The sequence below is a fragment of the Halorubrum sp. SD626R genome (genome assembly GCF_001261915.1).
GTDB lineage: Archaea > Halobacteriota > Halobacteria > Halobacteriales > Haloferacaceae > Halorubrum.
This window is the reverse complement of record NZ_CVRT01000071.1, coordinates 1-22413: the sequence shown is the minus strand read 5'-3', so window position 1 is coordinate 22413 and position 22413 is coordinate 1. Positions and strand designations below refer to the sequence as shown.

The following is a 22413-nucleotide window of genomic DNA, read 5'->3' as shown; positions in this document are numbered from 1 at the left end:
CTCACGCCTCCCCAGCCTCGTCGCTGGCGGCTGGCGCCGCCAGCGACTCCCTCGCACGCGCTCCTCACGCCCACAGGGCGTTCGGAGGCGCGCGCCACCGCAGTGGATGTTTAAAATACGCATCGAAGCCACCGTTCTCACTCGTCGTCGCGGCCGGTCACCTTCCGGATACAGGAGGAGCCGAACGGGCCGAGCTCGCCCGCGTCCAGCTTTACGAAGTGACCGGTGGTGATCGAGGTGCCGCACCGGCGGCACTCGAACTCACCCTCGCGCCGGACCACCTGGCTGTCGTAGTTCACGTAGGTCCCGCCGCGCCGGATTCTGAGCCGGGCGTCCTCGCGCTCGATGACGCCGCGCTTCTCGGCGGCGTCGAGGATGTCGCGGGTGAGCGCCGGGCTCGTCGTCACCGTCTCGATCCGGTCGATCGCGTCCGGCAGCGCCAGCTCCTCGCGTTCGAGGTGCGCGAGCAGCTCGACGCCGAGCTCCAGCTTCTCCTCCCGGGACGCCGGCTCGTTCACGCCCGGCGAAACGAATCGGACCCTCTTAATTCGGCCGGGAGGCGGCAGGGCGAGCGTCGAGCGGGAGCAGCGGTCGGCCCCCGATGTAGTAAGACAGTTACCACGCCGGGCGCTGGAGGGCGTATGGACGTACTGGAGGTCGCGGCGCGGGCGACCGAGACGGGGCCGGTCTGCGACGCCTGTCTCGGCCGGCTCGTCGCCGACCGGAGCTTCGGGCTGTCGAACGCCGATCGCGGGTCGGCGCTGCGCGTCTCGCTCGCGCTGCGCGACGACGAGGACCACGAGTCGGTCGACACGGCCGACTGCTGGGTCTGCGAGGGCCGCTGCGCCGAGTTCGACGCGTGGGCCGAGCGCGCCGCCGAGGCGGTCGAGGGGACCGAGTTTTCCACCTACAACGTCGGCACGCGCCCGCCGCCGCTGATCGAGGAGAACGAGGCGCTCCTCCGCGCGGACGCCGGGCTCGACGAGGACGCCGGCGAGCCGTTCAAGTCGGAGTTCAACCGCGAGGTCGGCAAGCGGTTCGGCCGCCTCACCGACACCGAGGTCTCCTTCGACCGGCCGGACGTGCAGTTCACGATCGATCTCGCCGCCGACGAGATCGACGCGAAGGTGAACTCGGCGTTCGTCTACGGCCGATACAGAAAGCTGGAGCGCGACATCCCGCAGACCGAGTGGCCCTGTCGCGAGTGCAAGGGCTCCGGGCGGCAGGGCGCGGACCCCTGCGACCACTGCGGCGGCTCGGGCTACCTCTACGACGACAGCGTCGAGGAGTACACCGCGCCGATCGTCGAGGACGTGATGGACGGGACGGAAGCGACGTTCCACGGCGCGGGCCGCGAGGACGTGGACGCCCTCATGCTCGGCACCGGCCGCCCGTTCGTGGTCGAGGTCGATGAGCCGCGCCGGCGCCGGGTCGACGTGGAGCGCCTCCAGTCGGACATCAACGCGTTCGCCGACGGCGCCGTGGAAGTCGAGGGCCTGCGGCTCGCGACCTACGACACCGTCGAGCGCGTGAAGGAGCTCGACGCCGCCAAGCGATACCGAGCCGACGTGACCTTCGACGCCGACGTCGACGCCGACGCGCTCGCCGAGGCGGTCGACGAGCTGGAGGGGACGACCGTCGAGCAGTACACCCCGAACCGGGTGGACCACCGGCGCGCGAGCATCACCCGCGAGCGCGACGTGTACGAGGCGACCGCCGAGCTCGACGACCCGCGCCGCGCGACCGTCGAGATCCGCGGCGCGGGCGGGCTCTACATCAAGGAGCTGATCTCGGGAGACGAGGGCCGCACCGAGCCGAGCCTCGCCGGGCTGCTCGGCGTCGGCGCCGCGGTGACCGCGCTCGACGTCGTCGCCGTCGAGGGCGAGGACGAGCCGTTCGAGCGCGAGGCGTTCTTCCGGGACTGAGGCGGACAGGCGGCGGCCGTTCCCGCGGATCGACTCGGACCAACGGGATTTATCGGACGCGCGTCTGACGGTACACGCATGCACGGGAGCGACGCGGACGAGGCGAGCGCCGAGGCGCCGACGGTCGGCGACGGCGTCGGCGAGCCCGTCGTCGAGCCGGCCGTCAGAGAGGCGGCCGCGTCGACGCCGACCGCGGCACACGCCCGGCTGAAGGGGATCGAGCGCGCGGCGCGGCCGGACCGCGTGTCGTCGATCCTCGTGGCCGTGGGCGCGGGCCCCCACACCGGGGCGACCGTCGACGTGGCCCGCGAGGTCGCCGACGCGACCGGCGCGTGGCTCGAACTGTTCCACGTCGTCCCCTCCGACCGCGCGCTCGTCGACGGGGACGCGACAGCGGTCGACGGGGAGGCCGACCCCGACAAGTACGCCGCGGCCGGCGACCGGCTCCTCTCGGCCGCCCGCGACCGCCTCGGCGACTTCGACCGTGTGGACCGGTGGCTCGTCGAAGACCGCACCGCCGCCGGCGCCATCGTCGAGCAGTCGCCGTACTACGACCTCATCGTCGTCGGCGCGCCCACCACCGGCACCGTCGGTCGGTTCGTCTTCGGCTCCACGACCGACACCGTGATCGACGACGCCGAGGTCCCCGTGGTCGTCGTCGAGGCCGACGGGGAGACGTCGCTCGACGTCGCGTAGCCGGCGCTCCGCGGTCGCGGCGTTCGCTCGCTCCGCGAGAGCCGTCTCCGGCGATATCGCGACGGAAACCGCGTGACAGCGATTATCGCGCGGGAACCGTGCGAGTGCGTAGCACCGCGGCGACAGCGTTAAATTGGTGTACAGACTTGTACATCACAACGCGAAGTAATACATCGGTGAACACTATGGATATCAACGACACGGTCGAACGCGTGACGGACGGGACGGATCTGACTGTCGAGGAGTCGCGCGAGGCCGCGCGCCTGGTCTTCGAGGAGGCCACCGAGGCGCAGATCGGCGCCCTCCTCGCCGCCCTCCGAGCGAAGGGCGAGACCGAGGCCGAGATCGCCGGCTTCGCGCGGGGGATGCGCGACGCCGCCCGGACGATCGAGCCGGACCGGGAGCCCCTCGTCGACACCTGCGGGACGGGCGGCGACGACTACGACACGATCAACGTCTCGACGACCGCGGCCATCGTCGCCGCCGGCGCCGGCGTCCCGATCGCCAAGCACGGCAACTACTCGGTGTCTTCCTCCTCCGGGAGCGCCGACGTGCTGGAGGTCGCGGGCGCCGACGTGGAGGCCGAGCCGCCGGCCGTGGAGGCGGCGATCGAGGAGGACGGGATCGGCTTCATGCTCGCGCCCGTCTTCCACCCGGCGATGAAGGCCGTCATCGGCCCGCGCAAGGAGCTCGGGATGCGGACGATCTTCAACGTGCTCGGCCCGCTCACCAACCCCGCCGGCGCCGACGCGCAGGTGCTCGGCGTCTACGACCCGGAGCTGGTCCCCCTCATCGCGCGGTCGCTCGCGCACATGCCGGTCGAGCGCGCCCTCGTCGTCCACGGCGCGGGGATGGACGAGATCGGGAGCCACGACGAGACGGTCGCCGCCGAGGTCGACGGCGACGAGGTGCGGGAGTTCACCATCGCGCCCGAGGACCTGGGCCTCGACCGCGCCCCCATCGAGGCGGTCGCCGGCGGGACGCCCGAGGAGAACGCGGCCGACCTGCGCGGGATCGTCGACGGCTCCGTCACGGGGCCGAAGCGCGATCTCATCCTCGCGAACGCCGGCGCGGCGATCTACGTCGCCGGCGAGGCCGACTCGCTCGCGGCGGGCGTCGAGCGCGCGGCCGAGGCGATCGACTCCGGCGCGGCCGCCGAGAAGTTCGCGGCGCTGTGCGGGGAGGAGGCGGCGTCGAGAGCGGAGACGCCCCCGGGCGCGGAGGACGACGACTGATGGCCCGGGTGAAGATCTGCGGCCTGACGCGCGGCGCGGACCTCCGGGCCGCGGTCGACGCGGGCGCCGACGCGGTCGGCGTGATCTCGGAGGTGCCCGTCGACTCGGCGCGCGAGGTCGACCCCGCGAAGGCCGCCGAGCTGCTCGCCGACGTCCCGCCGTTCGTCACGGCGACGCTCGTCACGATGCCCGACTCGGCCGAGCGCGCGGTCGAGCTGGTCCGGACGACCGGCCCCGACGCGCTCCAGCTCCACGGGGAGTGGACCGCAGACGAGATCCGGTACGTCCGCGCCGAGACCGAGCGGAAGGTGCTGCTCGCGGTCGACGCCGACGACCCGGTCCGCGCCGAGGAGTTCGACGCGGTCGCCGACGCGCTCGTGATCGACTCGACGGACGACTCGGGCGCCGGCGGCACCGGCGAGACCCACGACTGGGCGAAGACGGGGGAGCTGGCGGCCCGGCTCACGTCGCCGGTCGTGCTCGCGGGCGGGCTCACGGCCGACAACGTCGCCGAGGCGGTCCGCGTGGCCGACCCGTTCGCCGTCGACGTCGCCTCCGGCGTCGAGCTGTCGGACGGGCGGAAGGACCACAACGCGGTGGCCCGCTTCGTCGCCAACGCGGGCCGGGAGATGGAGCTCGCATGACCGACGACGGCTCCCCGCTCGACCGCTCGAAAGGCGCGTTCGCCGATCTCGCGGCCGACGCGGAGAAGCCGGTCGTCGTCCGGGCGTCCGCGACGCTCGACGCCGACGTGACCCCGCTCGCGGCGTACGCGACGCTCGTCGGCGAGGGACCGTACGGGTTCCTCTTGGAGTCCGGCGAGAAGGTCGCCTCCAGCGACCCCGACGGCGCGTTCACGTCTGGCGGGAAGGCCGACCGGCACGCGCGCTACTCGTTCGTCGGGTACGACCCCGAGGCGATCGTCTCCGTCCACCCCGACCGCACCGACGTGACCCGGCTCGGCACCGCCGCGGAGTTCGTCGGAGACGGATCCGAGAGGGATATCGGCCCCGAGGCCGGCGACGCGGTCGACCGGATCCGCGCGGCGTTCCCCGACGTGAGCCTGCGCGGCTTCCCGGACACCGACCGGCAGATCCTCTCCGGCGGGTTCGTCGGCTTCCTCGCGTACGAGGCCGTCTACGACCTCTGGTTGGAGGAGGTGGGCGTCGAGCGCCCCGAGACCGAGTTCCCCGACGCCGAGTTCGCGCTGACGACCCGCACGGTCGTCTTCGACGAGAAGGAGGGGAGCGCCGAGCTCGTCTTCACTCCCGTGATCGGCGTCGACGACGACCCCGCGGCGGTCTACGACGACCTCGTCGCCGAGGCGGAGCGCGTGAGCGCAGCGCTGCGCGAGGCCGCGCCGCCGGAGCCGGACGGGATCCGCGTCGAGTCGGAGTCGGCGGACCCCCGCGAGGAGTACGAGGAGGCGGTCCGGACCGCGAAGCGTCACGTGCTCGACGGCGACATCTACCAGGGCGTGATCTCGCGGAGCCGGGAGCTCCGCGGCGAGGTCGACTCGCTGGGGCTGTACGCGGCGCTCCGCGAGGTGAACCCCTCGCCGTATATGTACGTGTTGCGCCACGACGACCGCAGCATCGTCGGCGCGAGCCCGGAGACGCTCGTGTCGGTGCAGGGCGACCGGATCGTCTCGAACCCCATCGCGGGCACCTGCCCGCGGGGGACGAGCCCGGTGGAGGACCGCCGGCTCGCCGGCGAGATGCTCGCCGACGCGAAGGAGCGCGCCGAGCACACAATGTTAGTCGACCTCGCGCGCAACGACGTGCGCCGCGTCTCCGAGGCGGGGTCGGTCCGCGTCGAGGAGTTCATGAACGTGCTGAAGTACAGCCACGTCCAGCACATCGAGTCGACCGTGACGGGGACGCTCGCGGGCGACGCGGACGCCTTCGACGCGACGCGCGCGACGTTCCCCGCCGGGACGCTCACCGGCGCGCCGAAGGTGCGCGCGATGGAGATCATCGAGGCGCTGGAGGCGACGCCGCGGGGGGCGTACGGCGGCGGCGTCGGCTACTACGCGTGGACCGGCGACGCCGACTTCGCCATCGTGATCCGGACCGCGACGCTCGACGAGTCGCCAGCCGGCGCGAGCGACCCGGACGAGACCGCGGTGACTGTCCGGGCCGGCGCCGGGCTCGTCGCCGACTCCGACCCGGCCGCCGAGTACGAGGAGACCGAGCAGAAGATGGACGGCGTGTTGACCGCGATCGACCGGATCCGGGAGGGGGACGACGCGAGCGGCGACTCCGGCGACGCCGACCCGGACGAGCCCCTCCCCGCCGGCACGGAGGCCGACGAATGAACGTCGTCGTCGTCGACAACTTCGACTCGTTCACGTACAACCTCGTCGAGTACGTGTCCGACCAGACGCTCGGCGGGGACGGGGAAGCCGGCGACGAGGCGGGCGCGGAGCCGGAATCGATCGACGTCGAGGTGTTCAAGAACACCGCGTCGCTGGAGGAGATCCGGGAGACGGACCCGGACGCGGTGATCATCAGCCCCGGCCCCGGTCACCCGAGGAACGAGCGCGACGTGGGCGTGACGGCCGACGTGCTCCGGGATCTCTCGCCCGAGGTCCCGACGCTCGGCGTCTGTCTCGGGCTGGAGGCCGCCGTCTACGAGTACGGCGGGACCGTCGGCCACGCGCCGGAGCCGATCCACGGCAAGGCGTTCCCGGTCGAGCACGACGGCGAGGGGGTGTTCGCCGGGCTCGACCAGGGGTTCCGCGCCGGCCGGTACCACTCGCTGGCCGCGACCGAGGTCCCCGACGCCTTCGCGGTGACGGCGACGACCGAGCACGAGGCCGACGAAATCGTGATGGGGATCCGCCACCACGAACACCCGATCGAGGCGGTGCAGTTCCACCCGGAGAGCGTGCTGACCGCGGCGGGCCACGAGCTGATCCGGAACTTCCTCGAATCCGTCTAGCGGGGGGCGTCGTCCGTTTCGTCGCCGTCCGTCTCCCCATCGCCGTTCTTCGTCTCCCCGTCGCCGGTTTCGTCGGCCCCCCGCCCAGCGAGCCCGACGAGGTGGCCGACCTCGGGGAGGACGATCTCGTCGACGCCGAGCCGGACAGCGTTCTCGGAGCCGGGGAGACAGAAGACGGGCGTGGCGGAGACGATTCCGGCGATCGCCCGGGAACCGATCGTCCGCGTCCCGATCTCCTCGACCGAGCGCCGGCGGAACAGCTCGCCGAACCCGGGGAGCGTCTTCGCGAACAGCCCCTTCACCGCCTCGGGCGTCACGTCGTCGGGCGTCACGCCGGTCCCGCCCGTGGTCACGACGACATCTGTGTCCTCGCGGCGCGCCAGGCGGTCGACGGTCCCCTGCACGCTGTCGTACTCGTCGGGGACCAGCTCACGGGTCGCGACCTCGTGGCCGGCCTCCTCGAACGCGGCGGCGACGTGGTCGCCGGAGGGGTCTTCGTCGAGCGACCGCGAGGAGGAGACCGTCACGACCGCGACCGCGACCGAGTCGGCGTCGTGGTGATGGTGGTCGTGATCGCCGCCGTGGTCGTGGTCGCCGTGCTCGTGTCCGTGTCCGTCGTGGCCGTGCCCGTCGTGGTCGCCGTGGTCCCCGTCTCCATCCTCGTGGTCGTGCCCGTCGCTCATGCCCTCATCTTCCTCGGCGACCGTGAAAACACCTGCCCGGCGCGCCGGGACGTCGGGCTCCGTCCGAGAACCCGGCGACCCCCGCTCAGGGCCAGTCGTCGCGCGACTCATCTTCGTCCGGCTCCTCCTCGTCCGGCTCGGCCGTCGCGAGGATCCACCCGGCGGCCTCGGCCGCGTCCTCGACGTGCAGGAACTCCCAGCCGGTGGCCTCGGCGACCGCCTCGTCCTCGTCGTCGACGCCGACGAACACGTGTCGGTCCGTGTCGAACTGGCCGGCGATGTTCTCCAGGCTCTCCTCGACGCCGCGCGGGCCCGAGAAGAAGTCCTGACGCACGCGGTGCTTCCGGGTGAAGTTGGTGACGACGTACGTCGGCTTCTCGCTGACGACGCCGACGTACTCGGTCCACTGCCGGGCGTTGTTGAACACGTCGTTGGGGTCCGCGAGCGACTTCAGCGCCTCCAGCTCGAACGCGAGCGTCATGTCGGTAGATCCGCCACTGTCCATAGAGAGCGGTTCTCGCGGCGGGCGAAAACAACTTCGCTTCCGAGGCGGCGGCCGGAGCGGTCGCAAGCGGAACTTCGGCTCAAGCCCCCTCAGCGCGTGCGGACCTGGTAGTAGTCGGTGAACTTCACGACGTCGCCGTCGTCGAGTTCGCCCGTCTCCGGCGCCGTCTCCGGTCGTCCGGCGAGCTCCCTGACGAGGACCTGGGCCTCCTCACTGAGCTCGTCGTAGTGTCGGACCCGCGTGTCAGGCGGGATCAGGCCGGTCCGGCGGAGGCGAAGCCGTCGCCCCGTCTCCCTGATTGACATGCGATAGCATATGTCATGATTTATCATAAGCGTTGCGCCGGTTCCGAGCGCGTGGAGGGTTGCGGGAGTCCGACCGACGCCGGAGCTACTGGGGCGGGCGTGCCAGCGTCACCGTTATGACGGTCCCGCGGGGGTCCGCGTCCGCGACCGTCGCCGATCCGCCCGACTGCTGCAGGACCCAGTAGACGAGCCACAGCCCGAGCCCGCTCCCGTGGTACAGCGCGTCCACCGCGTGGCCCGTCTCGAGCACGTCGCGGTTCATGTCGTTCATGCCCGGCCCGTCGTCGGCGATCCGCACCTCGACCGCGTCCGCGGTCGCCTCGACGGCGACATCGACCGTCGGCCGGTCGCGGTCGTGGTGGACGACCGCGTTCCGGATCAGCTCCGCCAGCGCGCGGTCGAGCCACGCGGTCGCCGAGGCGACCGCTTCTCCCCCGGCCGGCGTCGACGCCGAGAGCCGCGCGTCCGGGAACTCATCGGCGAGCGACACGAGGGTCCCGTCGACCGCCTGGCCGACGTCGATCGGCTCGACCTCGGGCGCGTCGCTCAGGATCTCGGTGATGTCGTGGGCCTTCTCGCTCGTCGTCAGGAGGTCGTCCGCCCGCGAGACGATGTACGAGGCCGACTCGGCGACGCCGTCGCCGCGGTCGTCGTCGGGAGCGTCCTCGACGAGCTCCCGCGCCCGTCCCCGGATCACCGTCAGCGCGTTCCGGAGGTTGTGCTGAAGCACCCGATCGACGACGCTGAGCTGACGCGCCCGGTTCTCGCTGTCGGTCACGTCGCGGAGGACGCCGACCACGCCGGCGGCCCCGTCGGCGTCGGGGTCCGCCAGCGGGTAGTACCGGACGTCGACCGTGCGCGTCCCCCGGGCCGGGTGCGTCCGTTTCGTCCGGTACTCGACCGGCCGGCCTTGCAGCGCGCGGTTCACGTGTCGCTTCACGTCCGGGTAGCGCTCGTCGTCGACGACGTCCGAGATCGACAGGTCGCGCACGTCGTCCGTCTCGATCCCGTGGTACGCCCGGTACTGGGGGTTCGCGAACAGGAAGCGGCCCTCACGGTCGACCGCGGCGATGAGGTCGGTCGCCCCGTTGACGGCGCGCTCGTAGCGTTCGAGCTCCGCCTCGCGGCGCTTCATCTCGGTGACGTCGCGGCAGATCGCGAACGTGCCCGCCAGCTCGCCGTCGGCGTCGTAGTGGGGGTACCGCCGCGTGCTGAACGTCGCCTCGCGACCGCTGCGCTCGAACGTCGGCGAGGTCTCGTACGCGACCGGCTCCTCCGTCTCCAGCACCTCGCGCTTCCGCTCGTCGATCTCGGCCGCGGTCTCGGGGTCCATGAAGGCGAACTCGTCGGCCCCGTACAGCTCCTCGCGGGGGACGCCCGCGAACTCGCTCACCGCCTCGTTGAGCAGCTCGAACTCCCCGTCGAGGTTCTGGAGGAGGATCGGGTCGTCGAGCGCCTCGACGATCTCGCGGTGCTGTTTCAGCCGCCCCATCGCCTCCCGCTTCTCCGTCACGTCGGTCTGGATCGCGACGAACCGAGAGACCTCGCCGTCCGCGTCGAACACCGGCGCGATCGTCTGGTGGGCGTGGTACGCCTCGCCGTCGCGCCGCCGGTCGACGATCTCCTCTTCCCACACCTCGCCGGACCCGACCGTCTCCCACAGCGCCGCGAAGTACTCGTCCGACATCTCCCCCGAATTGAGTATCGTCGGCGTCCGGCCGATCGCGTCGTCGGGCTCGTAGCCCGTGTTGTCCGTGAACGCGGGGTTGACGTACTCGATCGTCCCGTCCGGGCCGGTGACGTAGACGGCGTGACCGGCGTGTTCGACGACGTTGCGGAAGGTCCGCAGGTCGCGCGCGGTCGCCTCCTCGACGCAGTCCCGGAACACGCCGGTGTAGACGGGCTCTCCGGACGACCGGTGTTCGTGGAACCGCACGGAGAAGACCACCGTCCGTCCGTCGGCGCGCCGCAGGGGGCAAGTGAGACCGCCGACATCGCCCAGGCCGGCGTCGCTCGACAGCCGCCGACGGAGCGAGCGGACCCGCTCGTCGTCCCAGTCCTCGGGGATGAGTTCCGCGAGGCGTCGCCCGCGGAGGGCCGCGGGATCGCGGTCGAGTGCCGAGCCGACCGCGGGGTTCGCGTAGACGATCACGCCGTCGCCGTCGACGGAGAGGATCGGGTCCGAACACCCCTCGACGAACGAGGCGAAGAAGTCGTCGCCCGGCCCCGCCGGCGGGTCGGCGGACGATTCGCGTGACATCGCTGTGGGGGATATGGCGGCTCGACGTGAAAAGCTACTGGCCGGGTTTGCACGTTCGTGGGAACGGAGCGAGTGACGGGGGAAGGACGGTAACCGGGACGCTCGCGAGGCGAAATCGGAGAGGTGTCGAGGGGAGCGCGGGCCCTACTGTTCGGTCGTCGCCGCCAGGTCGTCGACGGAGAAGCCGGGCTCCATGAGGACCTCCGTCTGGTCGCTCACGTCGCGACCCTCGCGCATGAGCTGTTTGAACGCGGACTGCGGCGAGAGGTCGCCGATGAGGACCCCGCCGACGACCTTGCCGTGCTTGAGGGCCACGCGGCGCCACTCGCCCTCGGCGGTGGTCGCCTCGACCGAGTCGTCGCCGAGCGTCGGGTGGCCGAACGAGAGGAACGGGAAGTCGAAGTGCGTGATCGAGTACGAGGAGACCCACCTGAACTCCTCGCTGCCGTAGTCGAGCATGTTGCGGGCGGCGATCGTCCCCTGTTCCTTGGCCGAGCCCCACGAGCCGTTCTTCGCCCGGTCGCCCAAGATGAGGTCGTTGAACGTCGTGATGTCGCCGGCGGCGAACACGTTGTCGACGTTGGTGCGCATGAACTCGTCGACGACGACGCCGTCGTCGAGCTCCAGCGGCGTCGCCTCGACGAGCTCGGTGTTGAAGTTCAGCCCGATGGCGACGCCCGCGAAGTCGCACTCGTAGCGCTCGCCGTTCGGGTCGACCGCGGCCTCGACGTGGCCGTCGTCGTCGACCTCGAAGCGGTCGACCCCGGAGTCGAAGACGGGCTCGACGCCGCGCTCGCGCATCGCCTCGTGCATGATCTCCGCGCCCTCCTCCGAGAGGGCGTAGCGCCACCAGTTGTCGCCGCGCATCAGGTACTTCGCCTCGACCTCCTGCGCGCCGCAGATGGCCGCGAAGTCGATACCGAGGAGGCCGGCGCCGACGATGACGGCGTTCTCGGCGTCCTCGACGCTCTCCTTGATCCGGCGGGCGTCCTGGAACGTCCAGAAGTGGTGGATCCCGTCGGCGTCGGCGTTCTCGACCGGGAGCTGCTGGGGGGTCCCGCCGATCGCGAGCAGCAGGGAGTCGTACTCGAACGTCTCGCCCTCGTGGGTGTGGACCGCGTCGCCCTCGACGTCGATGTCGACGACGACCGTGTTGAGCCGGAGGTCGACGTCGTGCTCGTCGTACCACGACTCCTGGTGGATCGAGATGGGCGCCTCGGGGAGCTTCCCCTTCGCGTACTCCTTGATCAGAATCCGGTTGTAGAGGGACTCCCCCTCGTCGGTGAGAACCGTGATCTCGGCGTCGGGCGCTTGCTCTCGGAGCGTCTCGGCCGCGGACGCGCCCGCGATACCGTCCCCGACGATCACGTACGAATCGCTCATGTGCGGGCGTTCGGATTCGGGGTTAATGTGGGTTGTCATCCGCGTTGAAGATCATGATACTCCGACACAGCGCGGCTCAGAAAGCGACTGAACGCCACAGATTCAAGGTCGTCCCGGCCGAACGAGACGTATGAAGATCCGGCAGAACATCCGACACTGGGCCGCGAAGAAGGCGTTGACGACGCCGGTCGTCGGCGACGTCGCGAACGACAAGCTGGTCGACCTCCACACGAGCATCTTCCTCAACAAGGCCGACGAGGAGCGCCGGGAGGAGCGCCGCGATCACCTCGACAGCTTCTTCGACGCGACGATGGACACGTACGTCGCCGCCCTGGAGGCCGGCTTCACCGAGGCCGAGGCCCGCGAGGTCACCCACGTGCAGGCCAACTTCGACTTCTTCAACCACGGCTGGACGGAGATGATGGAGATTCCGGGCGACGAGCTGGAGGAACACTACCGGCGCTACGAGGAGTTCTTCGTCGAACACGGGATCACCATCGACGACCCGCTCGGCGACTTCCGGCCCGTCGGGGGCGTCGCCGAGGCGCCCGAGACCCCGGAGCGGCTGAAGACCGCGGAGTACGAGAACGCGCTCGCCGGCTTCGCCGACGACGTGTACGTCGAGACCGACGACGGCGAGACGGTCGTCGGCGGCGAGACGGAGGAGCCCGAGGACGTCGACCCGTCCGCCGCGCCCGGGCTCGACGAGGACGAGGCGAGCGCGTAGCCGGACGATCGGAAGCGCGTGGCGGGCAAGACCAGTCGGAGGTACGTAGCGATCGGGGAGGAGAACGAGCGCGCGACGGCGGCGACGCGCGCCGCCCCGAGAGCCGCCTACGTTTATGACCCGGCGGCGACAGTGGCCGACATGAACCGCGGTCAGTCGTTCCTCCTCCTCCTCATCGGGGCGGTCGCGCTGCTGACGCTGTTCGTCATCCTGCCGTTCGTCGAGTACGTCATCGCGTCGGCGATCCTCGCGTACGTGCTCTACCCCTTCCACGTCCGGCTGTCGCGGGCGATCCGGGGGGCGCTGGCGGGCCGGGTACGAGAGTCGATGGCGCGTCGCCTGAGTCGGATGCTCTCGGGCATCTCGCTCATCGTCGCGTCGATCGTCGCCGTCATCCTCCCGCTGGCGTACATCTCGTGGGTGTTCGTGCGCGACCTCACGGCGATCGCCCGAGGGAACACCGATATCGACGTCGCGGCGATCGAGGCCGAGATCACGGCGCTCACCGGCCAGACCGTCGAGGTCGGCGACGTGTTGGCGACGGTCGGACAGACCCTCGTCAACGCGCTGTTCGGCGGTGTCAGCGGGGTCGTCACCACCGCGTTCCGCGCGTCGGTCGGGCTCTCGCTCGCCCTCTTTTTAGTCTACTACACGCTGCTCGACGGGCCGGCGTTCGTGCGGTGGCTCCGGTCGACGAGTCCGCTCCCGTCGGCGGTCACCGCCGACCTCGTCGACCGCGTCGACGCGATGACCCGCGGGGTGGTGATCGGTCACATCGTCGTGGCGCTGCTGCAGGCGGTGATCGCGGGCGTCGGCCTCTGGGCGGCCGGGATCCCGAACGTCGTCTTCTGGACGTTCGTCATGGCCGTGCTCGCGCTGTTACCGCTGATCGGGGCGTTCTTCGTCTGGGGGCCGGCCGCGGTCTACCTCGTCGTCATCGACCAGGCCACGGCCGGCGTGTTGCTCGCGCTGTACGGGGTGTTCGTCATCGCGATGGTGGACAACTACGCCCGACCGCTCGTCATCGACCAGCAGGCGCACCTGAACCCCGCGGTGATCCTCCTCGGCGTGTTCGGCGGGATCTACTCGATCGGGTTCACCGGGCTGTTCGTCGGGCCCATCGTCATCGGCGTGCTCGCGGCGACGCTGGAGACGTTCCGCGAGGACTACGACGCGATGTAGGCGGGGAGAGCCGCCCTTATTCGGGATCCGCACCTTCTCCGAGCCGGTTCGCGATGAACCGCCGCTCGCGGGGGTCGAGCTCGCGGTCGTCCTCGCGGAACGCCCGCAGCCCGGTGCGGTACCGGTCGCTCTTCGCGCTCTCCCCGTCACCGTCGACGTCGCTCTCCGAGGCGGGCTCCGCCGCCGGTCGCTCCAGCTCCAGCTCGGCGAGCCCGGTCCGCTCGCCGGTGTACGCGAAGCCGCACTTGCACAGGGCGGCGTAGGCGAACGGGTTGTTCACCGCGATCCGCACCCGGTCGTAGCCGTCGGCGGCGAGCCGCTCGACGGTCCGGTCGACGAGCCGCGGGCCGAGCCCCTCGCCCCGGCGCGCGACGTGGACGGTGACGTACCGGAGCCGGCAGCAGGCGGGGTCAGTCCGGTCGGGCGAGAAGGAGATCGCCGCGATCACGTCGTCGTCGAACGCGCCCGCCTCGACGGTCGAGGGGAGGGGCTCGTCCGGTTCCCACTCCGGGACCGCCGGCGAGCCGTCGGGGGTACGGAGGACGGCCTTCCCCGGGGCGCCGACGACGAACTTGCCGGCGTAGGCGAAGGCGCGGTAGTCGAGCCGCAGGGTCGCCCCCGAGCCCGGTTCGCCGACGAGCGCGTACTCCATACGCGCCGATGGGGTCGCGCGGGTAAATGAGCGCTGGGTGTCGAGGCCGGTTTTAACTCCCGTCGACGCCGATCGCCGCCATGCACGGCCTCGGCGACGTCGGCTTCTTCGACCGGGTAGCGCCCCTGTACGACCGCGTCATGCCGCCGGCGAACGGGGAGGCGCTGGCCGCGGGACTCGACCACGCGACGCGACCGATCGACCGCCTGCTCGACGTCGGCGGCGGATCGGGCCGGGCGGCCGCCGCGCTGACCGGCCCCGAGATCGCGGTCGTCGACGCCTCCCTCGGGATGCTCTCCCGCGCCCGGGACGCCCGCGGGCTCTCCGGCGTCGCCGGCGACGCGGGGCGGCTCCCGTTCCGCGACGCGTCGGTCGACGCGGTCACGGTCGTCGACGCGCTCCATCACCTGCCCGACCAGGCGGCCGCGGTCCGGGAGGCCGCGCGCGTGCTTGCGCCGGGGGGCGCGCTCGTGGTCCGGGAGTTCGACCCCGAGCATCCCCTCGGACGGGCCCTCGTCGCGGCCGAGCACGCGATCGGAATGGGGTCGCGGTTCCGGACGCCCGCGGCCCTCGCGGCCGCGTTCGACGACGCGGGACTCGACCCCCGGATCGTCGACCGGGGCTTCGGCTACACGGTGGCGGGAGTCAAGCGAGCGGGATAAACGACCGAGCCGACCGACGAGTCGAGCGCTAGTCGTGCGAGTGGCTGTGCGCGCCGTGATCGTGAGCGACGCCCTCTCCGTCGCCGGACTCGTCGTGGGTGTGGTCCTGCTCGCCCGAGTCCGTCTCGCCGAGCACCTCGGCGCCCTCGCCGTCGATCATGTCCATGTTCTTGAGGTTGTCGCGCTCCTCGAAGTCCTCGACGGCCTCCATCACGTCCTCCTGGGTGATCGTCATCCGGTCCTCCGTGAGCGCGCCGAGGACGGCCTCGCGCAGCACCATCCGGAGGTCGGAGCCCGTGAGCCCGCTGGTGCGGTCGGCGACCTCCTCGGGGTCGAAGTCGGCGATCTGCATCTCGCGGGTGACGACCCGGAGAATGTCCGCGCGCATGTCGCGGTCCGGCTTGGGGAAGTTGACGATCTCGTCGAACCGGCGCCACGCGGCCGCGTCGAGCTGGTCCGGGTGGTTCGTCGCGCCGATGAGGAGCACCTCGTCGCGCACGAGCGACACCTCGTCGATGGACTTGAGGAGGGTGTTGACCGCGCGCTTCAGGGCGGCGTGCTCGTCGGAGCGGCGGGTCTTCGCCACCGAGTCGAACTCGTCGATGAAGAGGATACAGGGGGAGAGCCGCTTGGCGACCTCGAACGTCTTCTCGACGTTCTTGGCCGTCTCGCCGAGGTACTGGCTCGTGATCATCGACATCTTCACCTCGACGAGCGGGATGCCGAGCTGGTGGGCGAGCGCGCGAGAGACGGTCGTCTTCCCGGTTCCCGGCGGGCCGACGAACAGCAGCTTCCCGATCTCGCGGAGCCCGATGCTCGCGAGGTACTCGCGGTGCTCGATCGCCTTCACGATCTTCTGGATCTCGCCCTCCTGGTCGCCGGTGAGCACGAGGTCCGCGAGCGTCGTCTCGATCTCCTCGGGGGCCTGGACGTTGACGAGGTCGAGCATCTCGCCGTCCTCGTCCTCGTCGAAGTACTCCTCCAGCAGGGCGTCGATCCAGACGCGGTCGGCCTGGATCGGGCGCACGTTGTCGCGCGCCTCCTCGTGGGTCACGGGCGCGTCGAGGTCCGCGGCGAGTTCGAGCGCGGCGACGATCGTCGGGTTCTCGGCGATCCGGTCGGCGCCGGCGCGGTCGCGGTACCACTCCAGCGCCATCGCCGGCTGGGTCAGCGAGATCTCGCCGGAGAACTCGGTGCGCTGGGTGAAGAGGAGGTCGGAGACGGCGTCCCACGGGTGTTCGACCCCCGTGGCGGTTCGCGTGGTCTCGCTCGTCGCCTTGAGCGGTCGCTCGACGCCCCCGGGGGCGTCCTCGGCGGCGTCGTCCGACCAGAACACCTGGCGGAAGCGCGGGGGCAGGTCGTTCTCGTCGAGGTCGCGGTTCTCCGTGTAGAGGTGCGTCGTCAGCACGAACTCGACGACGTCGAGCGCCGGGTCACTCATCCGCGCGACGTAGCCGCGGGACGCGGTTAAGCGCGTCGAACCGCGGTCGCGACTGCCGGTGTCGAGCCGTGGTCGCGACCGCCGGCGACGACGAGGACACGTCGCCCGCCCCATATCGTATCGAACGCTTATTAGCCCTGGTGACAGACCTACCTGCCATGAGCTCAGAGGACGCGGCCGCCCCCGGCGACCCCTCCGGAGGGGCCGACGCCGACGAGGACCACGAGAACGCGCTCCAGGACGTGATTGCCGTCGACCCCGACGACACGGAGCGGGGGACGGTGAACCGGCTCGACGCCCACACCGGTGACGGGATCCGCCACCGGGCGTTCACCTGCCTCGTCTACGACACCGACGACCGGATCCTGCTGGCCCAGCGCGCGCCGACGAAGCGGCTGTGGGACGGCCACTGGGACGGGACGGTCGCCTCACACCCGGTCGACGGACAGTCGCAGGCGGACGCGACCGAACAGCGCCTCGAAGAGGAGCTGGGGATCACGCCCGACCAGTACGGCGACCTCCGGGTGACGGACAAGTTCGAGTACAAGCGTTACTACCCCAACGAGGGCGTCGAGTGGGAGGTCTGCTCGGTGCTGAAGGTCACCCTGGACGACACCTCGCTCGACCCCGACGAGGCCGAGATCGGCGGCATGCTGTGGGTCGACTACGAGCACCTCCACGAGAACCCGTCGCTGTACCGCCAGCTCCGGCTCTGCCCGTGGTTCGAGATCGCGATGCGGCGCGACTTCTCCTGAGCGGTCCCGTTTCGCTCGGAACGGTGATTCGATCCGAAGCGGCGCGTTGAAGACGCGCGGGCGACTCGTTCGGGTATGACCGTCGTCGTCGTCATGGCGCAGCCGCCCCGCGAGGGGCTCGTCGCGACCGGGATCGCGGAGTCGACGCCGCTCTCGACCGCCGAGGCCGCCGACCTGTACGAGGCGCTGTTCCGCGACGCCGTCCTCGCGGTCGACCGCTCCGGCGGCGAGCTCCTCGTCAACTACCCGGTCGACGACGACCTCCCCGCCGAACACCGCACCGACACCGCCCCCGAGGCCGAGCTGCGCACGCTCGTCGCCGACACCCTCGGCGGCACCGGGGACGCCCGCTTCGAGCGACAGGTCGGGTCGTCGTTCGGCGCGCGCGCCGGGAACACCGTCACCCACCTGCTCCGCGAGGAGAACGCCGACTCCGTCGCCGTCGTCACCCCGCAGGCGCCGCTGCTCTCGCGCACCGTCATCGACTCGGCCGCGATGAAGCTCCGGACGAACGAGGTCGTGCTCGGCCCCTCCACCCGAGGACGCGTCTACTACGCGGGCTTCACCGCGCCGATCGACTTCGACGGCGCGTTCGAGGCGCCGAGCCTCCCGACGCTGGCGGCGCGCGGCGCCGACGCCGACCTCGACGTGGAGTTCTTGGAGTCCTCGCCTTCGATGGTCGACGGCGACGACCTGCTCGACGCCGTCCCCCTGCTGCGCGCGCGGTTCGCCGCCGAGCGCGTCGTCCCCGACTACACCGCCGCGTTCGTCCACCAGCACGGGCTGGACGTGGTCGTCGAGGGCGGCGCAGAGCGGGTGGTGCGAGACTGACTCGCGGACCGCGGACCGACACCACTTAGTCGAACGATGCCGACCGTCCGGACGTGGTGGGATGGCAGAGTGGCCCATTGCGCCGGTCTTGAAAACCGGTAGCCTCACGGCTTCCTGGGTTCAAATCCCAGTCCCACCGTAAGCGCGGGGCGCATTCCGCGCCGCGCGCGCCTCGTGCGGGATTCGAAGCCCGCGATCCGCGGCACCCGAACGAGTTTCCATGGTCACGCGAGTAGGTCTTCCGTGTGACCCCCAAGCCACCGGTGGAGAAAACGGATTCAGTTACGTCTACGCGGACTCTGGCCTCACTCGACGGCGACCGAATCGCCGCTCCGCGCGCCTTGAACCGCAATCACACCGCTAATCGCCCGAAGCGAGCGACGACACTCCAGTCTGGTGGCGTGTGTTATCGCGTGCCGCATTATCTTTAACAGGTTTCCAACACATGTTAGAGATAGGTGATACAACGATGAGCTACGAACTCGATCCGCTACCGTACGATTACGACGCGCTGGAACCGCACATCTCCGAGCAGGTGCTCGAATGGCATCACGACACCCACCATCAGGGGTACGTCAACGGCTGGAACTCGGCCGAAGAGACGCTCGAAGAGAACCGTGAGTCCCACGACTTCTCTTCGTCTGCCGGGGCCATCCGCAACGTGACCCACAACTCCTCGGGGCACATCCTCCACGACCTGTTCTGGCAGAACATGTCGCCGGAGGGCGGCGACGAGCCCGAGGGGGCGCTGGCCGACCGCATCGCGGAGGACTTCGGCTCCTACGAGGCCTGGAAGGGCGAGTTCGAGGCCGCCGCCGGCAACGCCTCCGGCTGGGCGCTCCTGGTGTACGACACGTTCTCGAACCAGCTCCGCAACGTCGTGGTCGACAAGCACGACCAGGGCGCGGTCTGGGGCGGTCACCCGATCCTCGCGCTCGACGTCTGGGAACACTCCTACTACCACGACTACGGCCCGGCCCGCGGCGAGTTCGTCGACAACTTCTTCGAAGTCGTCGACTGGGAGGAGCCGTCCACTCGCTACGAGCAGGCCGTCGAGCTGTTCGAGTAAGCGCGTTCGAGAGGACGCGTTACGCGCGTCGAGATCCGCATTTTTTCGCAGGGCGCTGTGTGGTGAGTGGCAGATCCGTTCAGGCTGGCTGATTTATGAGTGGTCGCCGATGGGTCAGCGGAGAACGGCCTTGGTACCCGGTTGACACCGGGTTACTGACGAACACTCGCAAAGCCCCAGCCGGGAGGCGGGCGCACGCTCGCTGCGCTCCTCGGTCGCTCGCGCTGCTCGCTCCCTGTGGTGCTTGCGTCGCCTGCGCCCGCCTCCCGGCTGCCCCTTTGATTCCTGCCCCGCACCGCGACCGCACCTCACGCCTCCCCAGCCTCGTCGCTGGCGGCTGTCGCCGCCAGCGACTCCCTCGCGCGTGCTGGTTCGCGTCCTTCGGACGCTCGCAGGCACGCGCCACCGCAGTTGATCGTGTGGCCTCAAATCGGTCGTGTGGCGATCGATTCGAGCCGTATCGGCAGCGTTTACGGAGCCGCCGCCGTACCGCCGGCCATGCCCGAGCCGAAGTCGACGTTCGACGCGACCTACCCGTGCGAGTTCTACGAGCCGGCGGAGCTGTTCGAACCGGACCTCATGTACACCGTCCCCGAGATCGCCCGGCTCCTGCAGGGATTGGAGCCGGACGCGGGGGTCGATCCCGACACCGAGGCGGTCCTGATCGACTGGGCGATCCCCTGGGTGATGACCCACGCCGAGGACATCGTCATCGCGGAGCCGCTGGAGGAGGACGGCCCCGGCTACTACGGGGTCGCCGAGCACGCGGTCGACGGGGGCGAGGGGAGCGGCGAGCGGGACGACGCCGAGGGAGACGCCACCGGCGGCGACGGGGACGCGTGAGCGGGGACCGACCCGACGACGCGCCGGTCCTGCTCGTCGCGGGCGGCGCCCGCGTCGACGCCGGCAAGACGACGTTCTCGATCGGTCTGACGGCGTGGCTCGCCGACCGGAGCGGCGACGCGGTCGGCGTCAAACCCCGCGCCGGTAACGATCACTGGTTCGACCACGACGACTACCGGATCGCGACCGACGGCGGGCGCCTCTACGGGAAGGACGCGCGGCGGCTCGCGGCCGCGAGCACGCGACCGCTCGCGGCGGCGGGCGGCGGGGGGCGGCCTCGGCCCGAGGCGGTCGCGCCCGAGTCGATCAACCCCGTCCACCGGCTCTGGCGGCCGACGCCGGGACGGACCGGGATGCTCGGCGACCCGGACCGCACGTTCCTCTGCGACCGCGTCACCGGCGCGGACGGAAGCCGGTTCGTCGTCAACGGCGCGGCCGAGGCGGCGGGCCTCCTGCCCGACGGCCTCGCGGAGCGGCTCCCGGTCGCGGACGCGACCCGCGTGGACGACGTGGGGGCGTTCAACGACGTGATGGCCGCCGACTACCTCCCGGCGTTCGACCGGCTTGCGGAGCGGGTCGCGGCGACGACCGCGCCCGTCGTCGTCGAGTCGTACGCGGACGTGGCCGGCCCGCTCCCGCGAGACGGCCCGGTGACGCCCGACGCGGTCGCCGTCGTCGACCCGGGGCGAGCGCGGATCTACGCGGGCGATCGGTACGCGAAGGCCCGCGCGGTCGCCTCGGGGAGCCCCCGCGAGGGGACGATGGAGGAACATACGGGGACCGTGACCGACATGATCGAGCCGTTAGGGACGGTCGACCTGCCCGCGCTCGGCGGCGAGGTGCGGGGGAATCCGGAGCGGGTCGCGGAGCGCTACGGGGCCGCGTACGCGGCGCTGTGCGAGGCGGTCTGACGGCGGGCGAGGAGCGGGGCGGGGCGTCGGTTACGCGTTGGGCCGTCGGTTACGCGTTGCGCTTCGTGTAGTGGTCGATCGCGGACTCGATGGAGGAGAGGTCGGCGTTCACCCGCGAGTCGGCGACGCGCATGAAGCCGGGCGTGTAGGAGTCGGAGTAGTCGAAGATGGCGTTGACGGCGCGCTTCGGCGCGGAGACCGCCGCGAAGTCGGTGACGGTGTAGACGCGGGTCGTCGGGAACGCGGTCCAGAACGTGCTGGAGATCCAGCGGTCGTCGTCCTCGAAGGTCGTCCCGACGCGGCCGGTCGCGAGGTACTCGCCGTCGTGGTAGAACAGCAGGAGGTCGCCCTCGGACATCCGCTCGAAGGTGGATCCGTTGCCGCTCTCGTCGTCGACGGCCCACAGCCGGGCCTCGTCGAGGTCCGCGAGGGGGTCCGGTCGGTCGTCGTACTCGGTGAGATCGACCGCGGACCGGACCGTTCGATCGAAGTTCTCCGGGTCTATCGGGACCAGGAAGACGTTCGCGCTCATTGCCTCCGTTTTCGCCGGGAGGGTTTTAAACCCGTCCGTTGCCGCGTCGCCGCCGTCAGGGATCGGCGCCCGGTCGGAAGATGACCCCCGGTCGGGGGACGACGCCGGATCGGGAAGACGGGCAGACGGATCCGAAGAGGTAGCTCAGTCGTCGTCGTAGCCCTCGTAGATCCGGTCCATGCGCGCGGCCATCACGAAGTCGGACTCGTGGAGCCCGTCGATGTCGTGGCTCCACATCTCGACGCCGACCTCGCCCCACGAGAGGTGGAGGTCCGGGTGGTGCCACTCCTCCTCGGCGAGCTCGCCGACGTCGTTGGTGAACGCCAGCGCGGTCGCGAAGTCCTCGAACCCGTAGCTGGCCTCCAGGTGGTGGTCGTCGACGACCTCCCACGCGTCCCCGAGCTCCGCGAGGTACTCGGCGTACCCGTCCTCGGTCAGCGGCTCGTCTCCCCCCTCCGCGTGTTCGACCGGCTCGTCCGCGAGCGATGATGGCATGTGACAGCGTTAGGCGACGAGCGGCTTGTACCTTCGGTGCCGGATCGAGTGTTTGTGAGGGTCACAGGGTTCGATGGGTTGGTGGCTTCCGAGGACCCGTTCAGTCGTTTATACGAGCCTGACGACGAACCGAAGGCGAACACCTCCGAAGCCCCAGCCGCTCGGCGATATGTGACTGCATCCACCGAGACACTCCCAAAGCCCCAGCCGGGAGGACGGCGCACGCTCGCTGCGCTCCTCGTCACTCGCTCTGCTCGTTCCTGCGGTGCTTGCGTCGCCTGCGCCGTCCTCCCGGCTGCCCCTTTGAGTCCCACCCGGCCGCACCGCAACCGCACCTCACGCCTCCCCAGCCTCGCGGTGAGCGCTCGGAGAGCGCTC

General features: G+C 70.8%; 24 protein-coding genes and 1 tRNA gene. 15 read left to right on the top strand and 10 right to left on the bottom strand.

Features of this window, described 5'->3' with window-relative positions; genetic code table 11:
• Positions 1-137: 137 nt before the first annotated feature.
• Positions 138-518 (bottom strand): DUF5830 family protein, encoded by a 381-nt coding sequence (locus tag SD626R_RS07420; RefSeq protein WP_092565260.1) that lies wholly within the window; start codon positions 516-518, stop codon positions 138-140.
• A 123-nt stretch (positions 519-641) separates the two neighbouring features.
• On the opposite strand from SD626R_RS07420, the gene SD626R_RS07415 reads away from it, so the two are divergent.
• From SD626R_RS07415 to trpG, 6 genes are all read left to right on the top strand, one after another.
• On the top strand, positions 642-1925 hold the full coding sequence (locus tag SD626R_RS07415) for a tRNA pseudouridine(54/55) synthase Pus10 (RefSeq protein ID WP_092565258.1): 1284 nt from the start codon (positions 642-644) through the stop codon (positions 1923-1925).
• A 78-nt stretch (positions 1926-2003) separates the two neighbouring features.
• Positions 2004-2621 carry a universal stress protein gene (locus SD626R_RS07410; RefSeq protein WP_092565256.1) on the top strand — a complete coding sequence of 206 codons (618 nt, stop codon included), beginning with the start codon at positions 2004-2006 and terminating at the stop codon, positions 2619-2621.
• Positions 2622-2806: 185 nt separating this feature from the next.
• Positions 2807-3856 (top strand): anthranilate phosphoribosyltransferase, encoded by a 1050-nt coding sequence (gene trpD, locus SD626R_RS07405; protein ID WP_092565254.1) that lies wholly within the window; start codon positions 2807-2809, stop codon positions 3854-3856.
• Positions 3856-4500 carry a phosphoribosylanthranilate isomerase gene (locus SD626R_RS07400; protein WP_092565252.1) on the top strand — a complete coding sequence of 215 codons (645 nt, stop codon included), beginning with the start codon at positions 3856-3858 and terminating at the stop codon, positions 4498-4500. Before trpD ends, SD626R_RS07400 begins: the two co-directional genes overlap by 1 nt.
• Positions 4497-6173 (top strand): anthranilate synthase component I, encoded by a 1677-nt coding sequence (gene trpE, locus SD626R_RS07395; protein ID WP_092565251.1) that lies wholly within the window; start codon positions 4497-4499, stop codon positions 6171-6173. Before SD626R_RS07400 ends, trpE begins: the two co-directional genes overlap by 4 nt.
• Complete coding sequence (gene trpG / locus SD626R_RS07390; RefSeq protein ID WP_092565249.1) at positions 6170-6799, top strand: anthranilate synthase component II; 630 nt, start codon at positions 6170-6172, stop codon at positions 6797-6799. Before trpE ends, trpG begins: the two co-directional genes overlap by 4 nt.
• Here the strand turns inward: trpG and SD626R_RS07385 are convergent.
• The 5 genes from SD626R_RS07385 to SD626R_RS07365 all read right to left on the bottom strand — a co-directional run bounded on the left by SD626R_RS07385 (position 6796) and on the right by SD626R_RS07365 (position 11935).
• Positions 6796-7482, bottom strand: coding sequence for a MogA/MoaB family molybdenum cofactor biosynthesis protein (locus SD626R_RS07385; RefSeq protein WP_092565247.1), 687 nt, complete (start codon positions 7480-7482; stop codon positions 6796-6798). The genes trpG and SD626R_RS07385 overlap by 4 nt on opposite strands.
• An 85-nt stretch (positions 7483-7567) precedes the next feature.
• Complete coding sequence (locus SD626R_RS07380) at positions 7568-7987, bottom strand: DUF7124 domain-containing protein (protein WP_092565245.1); 420 nt, start codon at positions 7985-7987, stop codon at positions 7568-7570.
• 89 nt (positions 7988-8076) lie between these two features.
• A complete protein-coding gene (locus tag SD626R_RS07375) occupies positions 8077-8292 on the bottom strand; it encodes a DUF7979 domain-containing protein (protein ID WP_092565243.1) in 216 nt (71 codons plus the stop codon).
• Between the two features lie 85 nt (positions 8293-8377).
• A complete protein-coding gene (locus SD626R_RS07370) occupies positions 8378-10552 on the bottom strand; it encodes a PAS domain S-box protein (protein ID WP_092565241.1) in 2175 nt (724 codons plus the stop codon).
• A gap of 144 nt (positions 10553-10696) precedes the next feature.
• The gene (locus SD626R_RS07365; protein ID WP_092565239.1) at positions 10697-11935 is read right to left on the bottom strand and encodes an NAD(P)/FAD-dependent oxidoreductase; all 1239 of its coding nucleotides are present in this window, start codon (positions 11933-11935) and stop codon (positions 10697-10699) included.
• A 130-nt stretch (positions 11936-12065) separates the two neighbouring features.
• On the opposite strand from SD626R_RS07365, the gene SD626R_RS07360 reads away from it, so the two are divergent.
• On the top strand, positions 12066-12662 hold the full coding sequence (locus SD626R_RS07360; RefSeq protein ID WP_092565237.1) for a DUF6149 family protein: 597 nt from the start codon (positions 12066-12068) through the stop codon (positions 12660-12662).
• Between the two features lie 141 nt (positions 12663-12803).
• Positions 12804-13844, top strand: coding sequence for an AI-2E family transporter (locus tag SD626R_RS07355; protein ID WP_092565235.1), 1041 nt, complete (start codon positions 12804-12806; stop codon positions 13842-13844).
• A 16-nt stretch (positions 13845-13860) separates the two neighbouring features.
• On the opposite strand, the gene SD626R_RS07350 is transcribed toward SD626R_RS07355, so the two are convergent.
• On the bottom strand, positions 13861-14496 hold the full coding sequence (locus SD626R_RS07350; protein ID WP_092565233.1) for a GNAT family N-acetyltransferase: 636 nt from the start codon (positions 14494-14496) through the stop codon (positions 13861-13863).
• An 80-nt stretch (positions 14497-14576) separates the two neighbouring features.
• On the opposite strand from SD626R_RS07350, the gene SD626R_RS07345 reads away from it, so the two are divergent.
• Positions 14577-15158, top strand: coding sequence for a class I SAM-dependent methyltransferase (locus SD626R_RS07345; RefSeq protein ID WP_092565231.1), 582 nt, complete (start codon positions 14577-14579; stop codon positions 15156-15158).
• Positions 15159-15186: 28 nt separating this feature from the next.
• Here SD626R_RS07345 and SD626R_RS07340 read toward each other — a convergent pair whose 3' ends face one another.
• Positions 15187-16599, bottom strand: coding sequence for an ATP-binding protein (locus SD626R_RS07340; protein WP_092565229.1), 1413 nt, complete (start codon positions 16597-16599; stop codon positions 15187-15189).
• Between the two features lie 158 nt (positions 16600-16757).
• Here SD626R_RS07340 and SD626R_RS07335 point away from each other — a divergent pair, with 158 nt between their 5' ends.
• The 6 genes from SD626R_RS07335 to SD626R_RS07310 all read left to right on the top strand — a co-directional run bounded on the left by SD626R_RS07335 (position 16758) and on the right by SD626R_RS07310 (position 21008).
• Positions 16758-17354 carry an NUDIX hydrolase gene (locus SD626R_RS07335; RefSeq protein WP_092565227.1) on the top strand — a complete coding sequence of 199 codons (597 nt, stop codon included), beginning with the start codon at positions 16758-16760 and terminating at the stop codon, positions 17352-17354.
• A gap of 75 nt (positions 17355-17429) precedes the next feature.
• Positions 17430-18185 carry a DUF2064 domain-containing protein gene (locus tag SD626R_RS07330; RefSeq protein ID WP_092565225.1) on the top strand — a complete coding sequence of 252 codons (756 nt, stop codon included), beginning with the start codon at positions 17430-17432 and terminating at the stop codon, positions 18183-18185.
• A 55-nt stretch (positions 18186-18240) separates the two neighbouring features.
• Positions 18241-18324: transfer RNA gene (locus tag SD626R_RS07325), tRNA-Ser, on the top strand.
• Between the two features lie 330 nt (positions 18325-18654).
• Positions 18655-19254 (top strand): superoxide dismutase, encoded by a 600-nt coding sequence (sod, locus tag SD626R_RS07320; RefSeq protein ID WP_092565223.1) that lies wholly within the window; start codon positions 18655-18657, stop codon positions 19252-19254.
• 498 nt (positions 19255-19752) lie between these two features.
• On the top strand, positions 19753-20097 hold the full coding sequence (locus SD626R_RS07315) for a DUF5827 family protein (protein ID WP_092565221.1): 345 nt from the start codon (positions 19753-19755) through the stop codon (positions 20095-20097).
• On the top strand, positions 20094-21008 hold the full coding sequence (locus SD626R_RS07310; RefSeq protein ID WP_092565219.1) for an ATPase: 915 nt from the start codon (positions 20094-20096) through the stop codon (positions 21006-21008). The genes SD626R_RS07315 and SD626R_RS07310 overlap by 4 nt, the downstream gene beginning before the upstream one ends.
• Before the next feature lie 49 nt (positions 21009-21057).
• Here SD626R_RS07310 and SD626R_RS07305 read toward each other — a convergent pair whose 3' ends face one another.
• Together SD626R_RS07305 and SD626R_RS07300 are read right to left on the bottom strand one after the other, a co-directional pair.
• A complete protein-coding gene (locus tag SD626R_RS07305; protein WP_092565217.1) occupies positions 21058-21540 on the bottom strand; it encodes a hypothetical protein in 483 nt (160 codons plus the stop codon).
• A 144-nt stretch (positions 21541-21684) separates the two neighbouring features.
• On the bottom strand, positions 21685-22035 hold the full coding sequence (locus tag SD626R_RS07300) for a 4a-hydroxytetrahydrobiopterin dehydratase (RefSeq protein ID WP_092565215.1): 351 nt from the start codon (positions 22033-22035) through the stop codon (positions 21685-21687).
• Positions 22036-22413 lie beyond the last annotated feature (378 nt).